This is a genomic window from Flavobacterium sp. Sr18, from assembly GCF_011064265.1.
Taxonomy (GTDB): domain Bacteria; phylum Bacteroidota; class Bacteroidia; order Flavobacteriales; family Flavobacteriaceae; genus Flavobacterium; species Flavobacterium petrolei.
Genome location: NZ_CP049329.1, coordinates 2,108,017 through 2,125,397 on the forward strand (window position 1 = coordinate 2,108,017; position 17,381 = coordinate 2,125,397).

Annotated in this window: 3 protein-coding genes; all 3 read left to right on the forward strand. The window is 38.1% G+C overall.

The annotated features are described in order from the left end of the window. Positions 1 to 46 precede the first annotated feature (46 nt). The 3 genes from G7A72_RS09380 to pgk all read left to right on the forward strand — a co-directional run bounded on the left by G7A72_RS09380 (position 47) and on the right by pgk (position 17,285). Positions 47 to 14,647 (forward strand): T9SS type B sorting domain-containing protein, encoded by a 14,601-nt coding sequence (locus tag G7A72_RS09380; protein ID WP_165152275.1) that lies wholly within the window; start codon positions 47 to 49, stop codon positions 14,645 to 14,647. Between the two features lie 45 nt (positions 14,648 to 14,692). Next, on the forward strand, positions 14,693 to 15,655 hold the full coding sequence (locus tag G7A72_RS09385; RefSeq protein WP_165152276.1) for a type IX secretion system membrane protein PorP/SprF: 963 nt from the start codon (positions 14,693 to 14,695) through the stop codon (positions 15,653 to 15,655). 442 nt (positions 15,656 to 16,097) lie between these two features. Then, positions 16,098 to 17,285 carry a phosphoglycerate kinase gene (gene pgk / locus G7A72_RS09390; protein WP_165152277.1) on the forward strand — a complete coding sequence of 396 codons (1,188 nt, stop codon included), beginning with the start codon at positions 16,098 to 16,100 and terminating at the stop codon, positions 17,283 to 17,285. Positions 17,286 to 17,381 lie beyond the last annotated feature (96 nt).

Sequence of the window (17,381 nt, forward strand, 5' to 3'; positions counted from 1 at the left end):
CTTTTTTTGAATGAAAATCAAGCAAGTACCCAAATAAACTAATACCATGAAAAAAACTACTTTTTTGAAAAGAGTATCTTTAGTTAATACTGCGATTATTTTCATAAAATCATTTTTATTGTCCCGAAAGGATGCAACACCTGTCATTGCAAATGCTAAGCAGGTTCAAAGAGGATTTGCTTTGCAGCTAATTTTATTGTTTGCCTTTTCAATTTTAATAGGGCAAACATCGTATGGGCAGATTGGAAAAGTTTTTGATGCCAGACTCAATGACGGTAATGGAAACAAATATTTGAAAGTTAAAGGGGATGTCCTCTTAATTGGAAACACAGTTATCAATAAGGTGGGAGCTAAAGACGCTAACACTAATCCTGCAATTTTTAGTCCAGCAGCTCCTGTAAATGGAGTAGCCTACACCGGTTCTGTAACCAATTTAGCGGCATTGACAACAGAAGCCAATCTTCCTTTTAATACTGTTGGAGATAATAATAATAGTTTTTTTGTTGAATACATTGATATAGATACGGATAATAGTACGTTTAGTTCAAGTACCGCAAATTTATTAATTAACAACAGTTGTAAGAAAATTGTTTTTGCTGGATTATACTGGTCTGCAATTTATCCTTATGATAGAAGTACTAATTCTGGAGCAAAATATGAAGGCTCATTAAGAGACCAAAATTTTGATAAAATTAAATTTAAAATTCCTAATGCAACTTCCTATTTAGATCTAGTTGCGGACCAAATTATTTTTGATGGCTACAAATACAATGGACCAAATGTATCGAATTCCTTTAAAGATTCCCCTTATGTTTGTTTTAAAGACGTAACTTCACTAGTTGCTAACTTAACAGATGCTGACGGTGAATATACTGTAGGTAATGTAAGAGCAGCAAGAGGTAAGAGAGATGGTGGTAGCGCAGGTGGATGGACCTTGGTTGTTGTATATGAAAGTCCCACAGTTCCTAGTAAATTTATTTCGATTTTTGATGGTTATGTGGGAGTGAATCCAGATGTAAACACACCAGGATATCTTCCATCAGTAGATTTTCAAATCAGTGGTTTTAAAACGTTACCGGCTCCTTTTCCTGTTAATGCAAAAATTGGAGTAGCAGCACTTGAAGGTGATGGGGGTGGTAATGGAGATACCTTTCAATTCAAGGCATTAACAGTCCCTACACTTTTTACTGCTATTAGTGATGCTCGGAATCCTGCAAATAATTTCTTTAATGCAACTATTTCTAATGAGGGTTCGCATATACTGAACAGATTACCAAAAAGTACTAATACCCTCGGATTTGATATTGATAATGTTATCGTTCCTAATGCTCTTAATGCAGTAGTTCCTAATGGTGAAACAGGTGCAACTTTAAGATTAACTACAACCGGAGATGGCTATGGTGCTTTTGTAACCACTTTTGCCGTAGATATTATAGAGCCTACCATCTTGCTGACCAAAGAAGTATTTGACGATAAAGGGGCAGACGCGAGTAATGCTAATGTTATATTAGGACAACAATTAAACTATGTCATTGGTTTTGAAAATCAAGGGAATGATGATGCCACGGGTTTTACTATCAAAGACATTTTGCCTAAGAATGTTGATTTTATTTATCCTGATGATATTGATGGTACATCATTACCCACAGGAGTTACCCATTCTTATAATGCGATCACCAGAACATTGATTTTTAATATTCCAGATGCCTTAGTCATAAAGAACTTAACACCTGGACCACCTTTTGTTCGATCTGCAATTCGGTTTAAAGTAAAGGTGGCACCTAACTGTAATGCATTAGTGGATCGTTGTAACAATGTCATAAAAAACTCAGCGTATGCTACCTACAAAGGAGTAGTTAATCCCACACAAATAACAGATGACCCTAGTATTTCAAAATTTACAACCTGTAATTTAGGTTCACCACAACCCACTAACTTTTTAGTGGGAGTAAATGATTGTTTGTTTACGCAAAGTCAAATTTTATGCCAAGCGACTAAAATACTTACGGGTCCTGCTGGATATGCGAGTTATTCGTGGACGGGCCCTTTTGGGTTTACCGCTACTACCGAAACTGTTACAGTAACACAACCGGGAGTGTACAAAGTGTACGCTGTAGGTAACGCACCATGTACGGATTACAAAGAGGATTTTACAGTGTCTCCTTTCGGAGGGACCGTTGTAAATCCAATTATTGCATTTGCCGATAACAAAAATCCCGATGGAACCATCACTGTGTGTCCCAATAATGGTAAGGCTTTACCCAAAATATTTTTATGTGGATTAGATGATTCTAGGAGCATTACAACAGGGATTACAGGCACCAGTAGTATTGTTTGGGAAACCACTACTTGCCCAGCTATACCCGCAAATTTATCTGATTTGTGTGCCAATGAAGATTTGAGTTGTACTTGGACTTCTGCAGGACCTAATGGCCCTAATTTTCTGGCAAACGCTGCGGGACAATACCGTGTAACAATTAATTATGATGGAGGTTGTTTTAACCGATTTTATTTCAATGTCTATCAAAATACTTTAAAACCAAAAGTTGACGCTACAGATATTATTTGTACCACTCCAGGGAAAATTATTGTCAATGACGTACCAAGTACAGGATATGAATACAGTATTGATGGTACAAATTATCAAAGTTCTAATACTTTTTCTATCACTACTGAAAACGCATATAAAGTGTATATAAGACAGACAGGAATAGTGGGCAAGGCTTGTATTTTTGAAGTAAAAAATATAAACATTCGTCAACGAAATTTTACCGTTACCGCTAATGCTTCCCAGCCTAGATGTTATGGGGACAAAGGAGATGTTTTAGTAGTTGCTAATGATGTGGAACCACAATATAAGTTTAATATTTACGTTACTGGTGGAACCATTCCTATCAATACTTCTGGTCTAAAATTAGACAATAAGCACACTTTTGATGATTTGAGTCCTGGTAGTTATGATGTAGAAGCCATTACAGAGAATGGCTGTTCAGGTAAACAAACTATTGTAATTAATGCAGTCACTCCATTGAGCGCTAAGGTTAACATTACAAAACCTATTACTTGCAATGACGGAGAATTGACCGTAACTCCAGAAGGTGGCACATCACCTTATTATTACTCTATCGATGGAGCACCGTTTGTAACTAATAATGTATTTCCTATTCCTAGTCCAGGGGGTACGTACTCCATCAGAGTTGTAGATAAAAATAACTGCTCCTACACTATCCCGAACATTACGATCAACGCCAACCCTAAACCTATTTATACCGTTGCGGGAACCAACATTTTATGTTACGGATCTAACTCGGGAGAAATCAAATTTAATGTGACCAATGCCAATGGCTACACCTTGGCGTATAGTATTGACAATGGAGCAACACCGTATGTGACCAATGGGACGTTTTCTAGCTTAGCCCCAGGAACGTATACCCCTGTTTTACGATATACCTTGAGTGGTGTGGATTGCTTCGAGACAAAACCCGCCATTACTATTACCCAACCCGCAGAGGCGGTAACCGCCTCCATGGGAGTTTCGGAACTTGCCGGTTGTGGAGTAGCTCCAAATAAAAACTATGGTAAAGTACGTATCACTAATCCACAAGGAGGTGTCGCGCCTTACGAATATAATTTTAATAATCCAACGAATCCATCTGATTGGACCCTGGTAAATGATGCCTACAAAGCGCCAGGAACTTACACGCTTTATGTTAGAGATGCCAATAAATGTATTTTTAGTGCGCCCGTTACAATAGAAGTTGAACCAGCTGCCCCTGAAATCAAAGTAGACACTCCGGTAGATTTTAATTGTGATGGTACTGCTACGAGTACCGTGACGGTGGCTAACCCTGGAGGATCTACTTATACTTATAATTATTATATGGATGGCTCAGCTAATATCCCTATTACTAATAATGTATTTACTAACGTTAAGCCTGGACCACATGCAGTTAAAGTAGAGTACAAGTTGAATGCCGTGCCTACCTTTAGTAATTTGTTGTTTGAAAACTTTGGGTATGGAGAGGACACTGAATCTCCTGGAATCAACACCACTTTTTATTGTTTTGAACGTCAAGTTGCTGCCTTCAAATGTAAAAGTAGTATTGTAATTGAAGATGGTGATTATTCCGTAACCGCTAGAATAGTGCAACCTTATGTTGGTGCTTGGGTGCAACCAGGAGATCATACTCCTCAAACGGTACCTCCTACAGCCAAAGGAAGATGCTTAGTGGTGAACTTAGGAAACAAAATTTCTACCACAGATGTGATTTATAAAAAAGTAATTAATGACATCATACCCAATCAACCCATTAATTTTGAGCTCTATGCAAAGAATCTGCTTGTAAAGGGCAATGGTCAAATAAATGCAAGTTTAGCTGTAGCTCTGGTTGATGCAACTGGAAATGAAATCTCTACTTTTACAACAGGCGATATTCCTAAAACAGAATTATGGGAAAAATATCCTAAAACGCCAATAACGCTTAATCCTGGAAATAATACCACGCTAACCTTTATTATTCGTTCTAATAAAAGTAATACCAATGGTAACGATGTGGCTATTGATGACATTAGAGTATACCAATTACCAAAAACTTGTTTCTCTACGGAAGATTTCACAGTCGTGGTGCCAACAGGAAAAGCCTTTACTGCACAAATTACAGGAACTAAAAATGTAACGTGTAACGGTTTGAAAAATGGCGAAATCACTATTAGTGCTACTAATTTTGACGCAGTTACAGGCTACCAATATTCCCTAGATAATGGAACAAATTGGAGTATTGCTTTAACTACTTCGCCTCACAAGATTTCTGGTTTAGATCCAAATACGTATACCGTAGCTATTCGACCTGTAGGGTCAACCGTTACGGCTTGTACTCAAAAATTTCCCCCAGTAACTATTACACAACCAGATCTAATTGTTGTCAATGCCACTAAAACAGCAGCAACATGTACTACTGGGGCTAAAATTACAACCGTGGCTACAGGAGGTACACCAGCCTATCAGTACGAATTGCGTCAAGTAATAGCGTTAGTAGAATCAGCGACTCCTGTGGTTGCTTTTAATAACAATCCTGCCTTTACTAATATTGGTACCGGAGATTATAGGATCTACGTGAAAGATGCCAACGGTTGTGCGACTACGGTTGGTTTCCCAATCACCATTACAGCACCACCAGCGATAACCGCGGCAATTGTTCCTAGCACAGCACTTTGTTTTGATCCCAGTACAGGAGCTCAAATAACTGTAAATATTTCTGGAGGCCTTGCACCATATAGTTACCAAACACAATTAAACGGTGGAACTTTTAGTGGTTCTAGCGCAACGTTTACTGGACCAACATTTACGCACAATGCTGCTGTAACGGGTAGTTATGTTTTTAGAGTAACTGATAGTAATGGTTGTCCTGCTGAAACAATGCAACAAGTGATTAATGATAAGTTAACCGCTAATGCTCCTGTGACTACTGATCTGGATTGTGATCCAGCGCCTAACGATAAAGCAGTTATTTCAGGGACCATTTTTGGTGGAACGGCACCATTTAACGTGCTACTAACATCGGGGCAGACTACAGGAACTCTTGCTGGACCTGTTGGGAATAGCGCTAGTTTTACCTATACTACAGGGGATTCGGGTGTTTATCAATTTCAAATAACAGATGCTATTGGTTGTATAACCAACACCTCTGCTACTATTAATGCAAAAGTCGCGGTAACTGGTAATGCAATAGTGACCAATGAAACCTGTGAGACATTAAACAACGGAAGTGTTACTTTACAAGCCCTAACTGGAGTTGCTCCTTTTACTTATAGTTTTAATGGTATTTTACCTTTTACCAATACAGTAACCTATGGTTCATTGTCTGGATCCGTGGGAGGAACTTCTTACCCTTATCAAATTAGAGACAACAAAGGATGTATTTTTAATGGAACAGCTACTGTTTTTGAACCTACACCAATAACCGTAACTGCTAATGTTAGCACACCTTATACTTGTACTAGTAACGCAACAATAACCGCTACGGCTTCTCAAGGAAATGGAGGATATACGTATGTGTTAACTAGAGGCGCTACAACAGTAGCCTCAAACACCACAGGAGTTTTCCCTAATTTGAGTGTTGCAGGAAGTTATACCGTAACAGTTACCGATGCCAAAGGATGTTCTATTACATCTACTCCAGCTATGGTGATTGCTGCTTTGACACCGCCAACGGCTATGACGTTTACGTATACCGCGGTAACTTGTACAGCTAATAAAACAGCCATTACAATTGATAGCGTAACAGGCGGTTCATTACCACTAGAATATAGAATTATTGCGCCAGCTAGTGCAGCAACAACAACGTATCAAACAAGTGCTACTTTTACTAATCTAGATCCAGGAGTAACCTATCGTTTTGAAGTTAGAGATGCTAAAAATTGTATGTTCGCTACAAACTATTCTGTACCAGTATTGCCTACGCTTACCGCTAGTGGAGTAGTGGTAAATAATGTAACATGTTTTGGTGATAGCGATGGATCTGTTCGTTATACTGTTGGTGGATTTGTTAACAATACACCTTATTTTTATACTATAGATGGCGTTTTACTTGCAACTACAGGAACTTCACCAGCTACAGGAACTACATTTGATATTTTAGCCCCTGGTTTAGCTGCAGGAGCACATGTTTTATTGATTACTAATGACAATACTAAATGTACCACGACTGCCTCAGTAACTGTAGCAGCACCAAGTGCAGCATTAGCTATTACGCCTCCAACTATTTCACCTATTACGTGTACTGCATTAACAGCAAGTATCACTATTAATACAACTGGTGGATGGGGATCTAATAGTTATACAGTAACAGGAACAGTACCTGTAGTGGCTCCTGTAAATCAAACAACTAGAACTTTTAACAATCTGGCCGCTGGTGATTATACCGCTACCGTTACAGATGTAGGGGGTTGTTCCCGTTCAATAAATTTTACAATTGCATCATACACCGCACTTGAAGTAACTCCAACAGTTACTGCCGCATGTTCTGTTGCAGGAAATACAAATGAAATTGTAGCTACAGCCACGGGAGGTTCAGGTACTTATACGTATTCTATCAATACGGGTGTTGCTCCAACTGGGACTTTATCGAATACGTTCAACGTTGCCCCAGGCAATTATACTATTACGGTACGAGATGCTTTTGGATGTATTGATACAGAAACAGTTACTGTTAGTGAAGTATTAACAGCAACGGCTGTTAGAACGAAAGACATTACTTGCTCACCTTCTCAAGAAGCTACTATTAGAGTAACCATTTTTGGTGGAAGAGCTCCCTTTTCATATAGAGTTAATATTAATGCTCTTGGTTATGGTGCACCAACGACTTCTGCAGTAACAACATTTAATTACACTGATACTGGAATTACTACTGGAAAATCATATCAATTTGAAATTACAGATGCAAATGGTTGTATTAGAGTAACGAATATTGTTAACACGAATACACCAACAGCGGTTAACGCTACAGCAACGGTGACAAACTTAACTTGTTTTCAATCAGGAAATGGTGCAGTAACTATAAACCCGATAGCTGGTCTCGCTCCATTTGAATATAGTTTTAATGGTTCAGCTTTTTCATCAATTTCTTCATATTCTAATTTGGCAGCTTCTCCAGTAACTGGTTATCCTTACATCGTGAGAGATAGTAAAGGGTGTGAATTTCCAGGATTTGCAATTGTAAATCAACCGCTAGAAATTGATTACATGGTGTCAAAAGTTGACATGAAGTGTGATTTAGATATTAAATTAGGTTCGATTACTGTTAGTGCAATTACAAATGGAGTTGGTACTATTAACTATGTGTTAAGGAATCTTACCACTGGAGCCGTAGTTACTCATTCTGATCCTAGTGGAGCTACTAGCTATACTTTTGATAATTTAAGTTTTGGTAATTTTGAACTTGTAGTAACAGATTCTAGAGGCTGTTCTAAATCTGTAAGTAACATACAAGTGCTTCCTCCACCTGATTTATTGGTAATTAATACAGCAACAACAGCTGATTGTACAAATGGGGCGACTATATTTGTAGAAGTAATACCAGCTCTGGCACCAACTACTCCTGATTATTATTTTGGAATTTATGATCAAACAACTGCCCCGTTTACAACCAATTTGTTACCGCCGGATTCTACCGATCCATTAAAAAGAACATTTACAAACCTTACCCCAGGTGTAGTGTATACCTTTGTTGTTTATGACAAAAACACTGACTGCTATTATTTCCAGACTGCTACGGGAGCTGTAACTCCAGCAACTCCATTGACGTCTAATATTATCGTGGAGAATAATGTTACCTGTACAGGTACTGCTACAGGTAGCGTAACCTTTACTTTAGATAATTATACTTCAACTACTGTTAATTACGAGATATTTAGGAACCAAACCAATGTTTCTACCGGAATCACAGGATCAGTAGTAACAGCAGCTCCGTCAACAATAACATCTCCGGCAGGCTTAACGCCAGGACAGTACTATATTACGTTTACCGAAGTTGGTGGAACGAACAATGGTTGTACTAGTGCATCTGCTGTTTTTACCATAACAGAGTCTCCAGTTCTTTTGGATTTAAATGTTACTGCTACTAAAAATGATAACTGTAATGTAAATGCGGGTGAAATAGTAGCTATTGCAAATGGTGGAACTGCGCCTTATCGTTTTATTCTAAATGCTTCAATTTCAGCTCCAGCGGCTAATGATCCTTTATGGGATTCACCTAGTACGTTTAATGTACAGTCAGGAAGTTATTATGTTTGGGTGAAAGACAGTAATGGTTGTATTATAGGTGATCCGGTAAATGTACTACTAGATCCTTCACCAGTTATTGATTTAACAGTACTAGATGTTTGTGCAGTTGAAGGAGCTTTTGCAGTAGATGTAACTTTAACTTCACCTGGTGTAGGTCCATACAAGATTTCGGTAAACGGAGGCGATTACGAAGATGTGATCTCTTTCCCTTATCCTGTTATTGGTTTGAGTTCAGGGCCTCAAACAATTGTTGTGATAGATGCCAATGGTTGTACTTCTAATAGTGCAACTGTAACGTTGACTAAAAAATTATCTGTAATTGCAGAACGCACCAAAGAGTTAGATTGTACAACTTCGCCAGATGGATTAATTACAGTGACCGTATCGGATGGATTATTTACATCATCTGATACTACACCTGATTTTAGATATGAAGTATCTATCAATGGCGCGCCATATTTAGCACCAGTTAATTTTGCTAATGATGTTAGGTCATTTACATATACTGTAACAACAGCGGGTACGTATCAATTTAGAATTACAGATTTAAATAATTGTACAGTTGAAAGCACGGTTGTAGATATTGCAGCTAAAGTTAATCCAGCTGCAACTGCTACAGTAACGCAACCAACTTGTGTAGGCGTAGCAGATGGTGCTATCAAAATTACGGCTACTGGTGGGGTTCTACCTTATGAATATAGTATTGATGGAGGAACGATTTGGCAAGATTCCAATGAATTTACTGGACTTGCTGCAGGAACAGTTAATTATATTGTTAGAGATGCTAAATTATGTGAGTTTACAGATTCAGAGACTATTGTTAATCCGACTCCAGTTGTAGCTTCGGCATCAGCTTTAGCCTTTACTTGTTCTCCAACCAATACACTTAATGCTACTGTGGTTACTGTTACGGCAAGTGGTGGAGCAGGTACAGTGCTTGCAGATTATACTTTTAGTAGAGATAATGTCAATTGGTCATCTACCAATACTTTTGATGTTATAGATAAAGGTGCTACACAAAACCTAACTTTTTTTGCTAAAGACGCGAATGGTTGTGTAGGTTCTGTTCCAATTACAATTGCTCCATTCCCTAAATTGGTGTCGGCTGTAGCGAGTTTAGGTACTCAAGCAGATTGTAACACGCCTACAGAAATTATTAATGTAGTTGTTTCAGGTGGTGCTTTACCAAATGATTTTAAATACGAAGTTTCTATAGATGGTACAGCTTATGTACTTGTAAATCCATCAACAGGAAATACGATTAGTTATCCTGCTACATCAATAGGAAGTTTTTATGAATTTAAAATAACGGACAACACAACAGGTTGTAGTATTATTTCAAATGCGTACACCGTTCCAGTATTCAATACCATGACCGTAACGGCTAGCGCTGCTGCAAATGTAGATTGTGCTACAAATGCAACGGGTGCTATTGAAATTAATATTGGCAACTATACTGGTCCTTATAATTATACTATATGGTTAGGTGGTGTTGCAACAGCATTTACAGGTTCAGGAAATACCTCAACTAATCCATTTGTACTTCCTCACGGTTTAGTTGCAGGAAATAATTACACTGTAGTGATTGCCCAAACGGCGTATCCAAGTTGTACAGTTACTTCTAATCTTGTGGCCATTACTGAGCCATTGGCTTTAGATTTGACTAATCTTATTGTTAACGTTAAAAATCAAAATTGTAACACTACAGGAGCAGTGCTTACTGTTGATGATACCACTATTGTGGGCGGAACGCCGGGCTTTGAATTTGCTTTTGTGCCTACTGGAACAAGTCCAATAGGATTCTACTCTCCTTCAAAAACCAAAACAATTGCGACATCAGCAACAGCTGTATCACCTGATCTAATCGACGTATATGTAAAAGATGCTAACGGATGTTTCCGTTTTATAACAAAACCTATTTCATTAGATCCAGTGCCAACTGTTACAGCAAGTGCAGCTAGTCAATGTGCGTCTGCAACGGGATATACGATTAATGCATCGGGTGCTGGAGGCGTAGGTCTTTTGGAATACAGTTTGGATGGCAATAGTTTTGGAACATCGTCTTCATTATCTGTTACTTCGCCTGGCGATTATGATGTTTTTGTAAGAGATGCTAATGGTTGTATTAATCAAACAGCTGTACCGGTAAAGATTTTTGAACCACTGCAATTGCTAGCAGAAATTACTACCTTATCTACTTGCTTGAATCCAGACGGTGTGGTGACTCTAACGGCTAGTAAAGGATCTGCTATTGTAGCTAATTATGAATATAGTGACGATGGTACTACTTATGGCTCTTCTAATATGTTTAGTGGTTTGCAAGCAAGAATCGCTCCTTATACATTCTACGTAAGAGATATAGCAACAGGTTGTGTTAAATCAGCAGATGTGATTATGTTATTACCTAATACCGACATTGATTTTGTATTAGACCCAACCGATGTAACTTGTAACGGAGGATCGGATGGTACGATTACCGTTAACATGGCTACGCCAACGTTGATTGTGAATAATAATCCAATTTATACTTATAGTTTGACGGGAACTACTACAGGTGGAGTAGCAGTGACTATTCCAGCAACGGGAACACAACCTTCACCTTTATTCAGCGGTTTAGCGGCGGGTAGTTATACTGTAACCGTAACTTCAGGAAGATTGTGTTCTGAATCAGATATTATTAATGTTACTCAGCCAGATCCAATTCTAGTACCAGCTATAGTTCCAGTACAATTCGGTTGTACAACAGACAATACAGGGAACTTAGCTACCATTACGGTAACAGGAGTATCAGGAGGTTCAGGAACGTACTTGAATTATGAGTTTATTAAAGTAGGAACGCCAACAAATACACAAGTTCAATTTGGTGCCAGCAATGTCTACACCGAAGGAGACTTAACTGGAGGTTCTTATATCGTAAATGTGTATGATGATAAAGGATGTGAAGGTACTACAACGACTGCAATAATTATTAATCCTTATGTACAGTTGGATAAAGTGGTGGTGGATGTTACTCGTCCGATCACTTGTACTCCTAAAACAGAAGATATTACTGTTTCGGCTACTACAATAGGAACAGGAGCTGCTGATTTAGAATATACTGTAGTAGATATTGATGCTTCTACAGGAATACAAGGAGGACTTTATCCAAAACAAACCAATAAAACTGGAATATTCACTGATTTACCCGTAGGTAATTATTTTATCACGGTTAAAAATCTATTGACCAATTGTGAAATCATCGGTGTACATTACGTTAATAATCCTGAAACTTTCGACTTGACCATTGACAATGTGGTAGCTGTAACTTGTTTAAATGATACTTCCGGAAGTGCTAGAGTGACTTTAATTGATAGAGTGCCTTCACCAGTGGACAATGCAGGACCGTTTGATTATACGGTTTATAATATTACGAATCCATTAACGCCAGTAGTGGTGATACCAATGACTAGTAGTTTAACATTTGGACCAATACCCCTCAATGGTTTACCTGCGGGTACGTTTATGATTACAGCAACGCTGACGAACACGCCGTTCTGTACCGTAAGTAAAAACTTTACGATTGGAGGGCCTAATGAAGCTTTAGTAATCGATAAAACGCATACTGAAATTACTTGTGTAGCAGGTAACAATGACGGTTCAATTTCGGCTACCGCTACCGGTGGATGGCCAGGTGGTTATGAATTCCGATTGGAAGAAACCTTGGCAGGAACAGTTGTTTCTGATTGGAGTACGACTAGTACTTTTATCGGCTTGACTGCTGGAAATTATGTGGTAAAAGTAAGAGATTCTAAAGGTTGTGAAGTATTCACGACAGTAGTTTTGAATAACCCAACACCAATTGCTTTCACAACCACTACTACCAATGCGACATTATTGTGTAAAGGCGATACAAATGCTAGTATTACCGTGGTTTTACCAGTAACAGGAGGACAAGGCACCAATTATTTGTACACCTTGAATACCACTTCGGCTACGCCAATGATTAGTTCAGGACCACAGGCGGATCCAGTGTTTACCAATTTAGGTGCGGGAACGTACACCGTGACCGTAACCGATGGTTGGGGTTGTGGAACGACTTCTACCACACCTATTGAAATTAGGGAACCATTAGCCGTTGTTACGAATTTGGTAGTGGCTACTGCACAAACGTGTGATATTTTATCTAGCACAACCTTGAGTGCAACTGGTGGAACAGGAACATATACGTATAGTGCTGACGGTACTTTTACACCATCATCGAACGTACTTCTGTTTGGTACTTTTGCGACAGCTACGACTATACCTAATGTACCTGTAGGCACGTATCGATATTTTGTACGTGATGCCAATGGCTGTGTTAGTGTGGTTTCTAATGACATCACGATTGATAAAATTCCTGATTTAGTGATTGATGTAAATAGGCAAAATGCAGTTATCAACTGTAAAGGAGATAGATCGGGAGTAATTGTAGCTACGGCGCAAGGTGGTTTAGGAAACTATGTTTACACTTTATTGGACGGGGCTGGTAACGCATTGTCATTTACACCGGTGCAAACTTCTCCAGGGAATTTCACAAATCTTCCGGCAGGATCGTATCTGGTAAATGTAGTCAGTATGGATTGTGAGGCACGAACTGTAGTTCCAGTGATCATCACAGAACCGGATTTCCCTCTTACAGAAAGTCATGCAGTGACTAATATTACATGTGCAGGTGAAGGCGACGGAAAAATTGTGATAACGGCTTCTGGTGGAACAGGAATTATAAAATATGCTATTTCACCGGATTTAAACCAGTTTTTTGAGTCTAATATTTTTGATAATTTAAAACCGGGTAGCTATGATTATATTGTTCAGGATGAGAACGGTTGCTATATATACACAACTGGAGTAGTTATTACTGAGCCAAATTCTATTATCGTGACTACTATCCCGGGTACAGAGATTCCGGAAGTATGCGCGGGTGATGCTGATGGTGCATTTAGTATCAATATTACTGGAGGAAGCGCTCCTTACAGCGTAAGTCTTGATGATGTAAACGGAACATACACTCTAGGAATCGTTGGTCAAACGCAATTTGATTTTGCTAATCTATCAGGAAGTGAGCATATTGTTTATGTTCGTGATACTAATAATTGTACCTCGGAACATACCGTGATTTTAGGAGAAGCGGTGACATTAAACCCAAAGGCGACTGTAAATTACGATTGTGTTAATAATAGTGCCAGCAACTCCGTAACAGTTACGGTAGATGCCAGTAACTTGCCAGCGGATCTAGATTATGCATTAGATGGATCAACAACGTTCCAAGCCAGTAATGTGTTTACTAATTTAACGGCAGGACGACACACGATAGACGTAAGACATACTAACGGATGTATCAAACAAGTTGTATTTGACGTTTTACAAGTAGATCCATTAACATTGACCCTTGCGGATGGTGGCTTAAACGAAATTGTAGCTACTGCCACAGGTGGTGGTGGAAATTACCAATACACGTTAGACGGAGAATCGTACGGTAATAAAAGTAACTTTATTATTTACAAATCTGGAGATTATACAGTAACTGTTACAGATGTAAATGGATGTACGGCAACTGCGACCCGATATTTTGAGTTTATTGATATCAAAATTCCAAATGTATTTACACCAAATGGAGATGGTAATAATGATACTTGGGCACCTACCAATACGATTAACTATAAGGATTTAGTATATGATGTATTTGACAGATACGGTAGAAAATTAGGTTCGTACAGAGAAGGTCAATTTTGGGACGGTAAATACAATGGTACCGAATTACCTTCAGGGGATTACTGGTACGTCATTAAAATCAGAGACGTGAAAGATGCACGTGAATTTGTTGGACATTTCACATTGTACAGATAATGGTAAACGGAAGGGCTTATGTTATCTCAAAATAAAATTATTAAAATGAAAAAAATTATAGTATCATTTTTTCTCTTGACTGTAGCTTCGAGTTACAGTCAGGAGCTAAATTTGCCCGTTTTTACACAATACTTAGCGGACAATCCTTTTGTTATTTCACCCACATTTGCCGGGATTGGAGATAACCTTAGAATCAGAGCTAACGGATTGACCCAGTGGGTAGGTATCAAAGACGCTCCGAACAATCAGTCCGTCTACGCAGATTTTAGGATTGCAGATCAATCTGGAGTAGGTGTATCGCTCTACAATGATAAAAATGGGAATACCAGACAAACCGGTGCCAAGGCTTCATTTGCCCATCACATCATCCTCGACTATTATTCTAAACAATATTTATCTTTTGGTATTTCATACAATATCAATAATTTTAAGATTGATGTAAATGCACTCGATCCTATAGATTTCGATCCAGCAATTACTAATAATAGGTTTGTTTCGAATAATAATTTTGATGTAGGGTTACTCTATAGAAACAAAAGTTTTTATTTAAGTTTCAATGCCAGTAATATTTTAGATAAAGACATTGACAATTTTAGCGGTATAGAACCTAGTCTTTTGAGAAACTATCAGGTGTATTCCGGATATGTTTTTAGAAACAGCGGTAATAATAGAGCAGAGATTGAACCATCAGTTTACTACCAATTGTTTGCCAGTGACAGACGTTCCAGTACCGATATCAATATTAAGTACCGAAAATATAATCGTTATGATGATTACTACTGGGGTGGAATATCGTATCGATTTTTGAATGATCAAATAGGAAAGCCACTAAATGTAGGGCCAATGGTTGGTTTTAAGAAGTCTAATTTCTATTTTGGGTATTCCTATCAGGTGACTCTTAACGAGCTTTCGGCATACAATTCAGGAACACATGTGGTTACGATAGGATTGGATTTTCTTCAGGGAATCAGTGACTGTCCTTGTACTCAAAGTCCGGTTCACGACTAAGAACCTTCTTTTTTTTAAGAATATATCCGATACGTTTTTTTAGCGTGTCGGATTTTTTGCTTAAAACAGTTTTACACCGTATACCATTAATTTGTAATGATTTTTTTTACATTGAGCGCAGTCGAGAGGTCATAATAGTTCTCGACTGCGGGAACAGATAATGGAATACTTTGCAACTCATGAAAGACATAAAGTACAAAGCAACTTATTCTCTTTGTTTTGCATTTTAAATTCCTTAAAAAGCCTTTAAATGAGTTTTTGAAGCGTTTTTTGATACTCTGGGTGCATTAAAGATATTTATAAAATCGAATGTAGCTTTTTATAATTTACATCGTTTTCGTTGCTGAAAATTGATTTTATATGGTTTTCTCTAATTTAATACTACTTAAAAAGTTCTATATTTGTTACTCTTTCAAAAAAAAACAAACTAAAAAACAGACTGATGAAAACGTTAAGTGATTTCAATTTTGCAAATAAAAAAGCCATAATTCGTGTTGATTTTAATGTGCCTTTGGACGAAAATTTCAATGTAACGGATGCTACTCGTATAGAAGCGGCAAAACCTACTATTGACGCCATTCTTGCTCAAGGCGGAAGTGTAATTTTGATGTCGCATTTAGGCCGACCAAAAGGAGTGGAAGAAAAATATTCTTTGAAACACATACTAAAAACAACTTCAGAAGTTCTTGGTGTACCTGTTCAATTTGTTTCTGATTGCGTTGGTCCAGATGCTAAAACAGCTGCTGAAAAATTGGAGGCTGGGCAAGTTTTATTATTGGAAAATTTACGTTTTCATGGCGAAGAAGAAGCGGGTGATGTTGCTTTTGCAAAAGAATTAGCGTCACTTGGTGATATTTATGTAAACGATGCTTTTGGAACAGCACACAGAGCGCATGCTTCAACTACAATTATTGCACAGTTTTTCCCAACGGAGAAATGTTTTGGATTGTTATTGGCCAAAGAAATTGAAAGCTTGAACAAAGTTTTGAAAAACAGTGAAAAACCGGTAACAGCAGTTCTTGGTGGATCTAAAGTGTCTTCTAAAATAACCGTTATCGAGAATATTCTGGATAAAGTTGACCACATGATTATTGGTGGAGGAATGACCTTTACGTTTGTGAAAGCATTAGGCGGTAAAATTGGCGATTCTATCTGTGAAGATGACAAGCAAGAATTAGCTTTGGAAATTTTGCGTTTGGCTAAAGAAAAAGGGGTTCAAATTCATATTCCTGTTGATGTTGTAGCGGCAAATGCATTTTCAAATGATGCCGAAACAAAAATCGTTGATGTAAAAGAAATTCCTGACGGTTGGCAAGGTTTGGATGCAGGTCCAAAATCATTGGAAAACTTCAAAAAAGTAATCATGGAATCTAAAACGATTCTTTGGAACGGACCATTAGGTGTTTTTGAAATGGAAAATTTTGCCAACGGAACCATTGCTTTGGGTAACTTTATTGCAGAATCTACTGCAAACGGAGCGTTCTCTCTTGTAGGTGGAGGTGATTCAGTAGCGGCAGTTAAACAATTTGGATTGGAAGATAAAGTAAGCTACGTTTCTACCGGTGGAGGAGCGATGCTAGAAATGCTGGAAGGTAGAACTTTGCCTGGAATTGCAGCTATTTTAGACTAATACTTGTATTGAAAAATCATTATAAACCGTTTTATTGGTACTAATTAAAAATCAAAAAACGGAATCAGGATTAAAAAGAAAACCTTAGCGATAGTA

Excerpts from the sequence above, each read along its gene's own strand:
- G7A72_RS09380 (WP_165152275.1), top strand. The coding sequence starts at position 47 with ATGAAAAAAACTACTTTTTTGAAAAGAGTATCTTTAGTTAATACTGCG.
- G7A72_RS09385 (WP_165152276.1), top strand. The coding sequence starts at position 14,693 with ATGAAAAAAATTATAGTATCATTTTTTCTCTTGACTGTAGCTTCGAGT.
- pgk (WP_165152277.1), top strand. The coding sequence starts at position 16,098 with ATGAAAACGTTAAGTGATTTCAATTTTGCAAATAAAAAAGCCATAATT.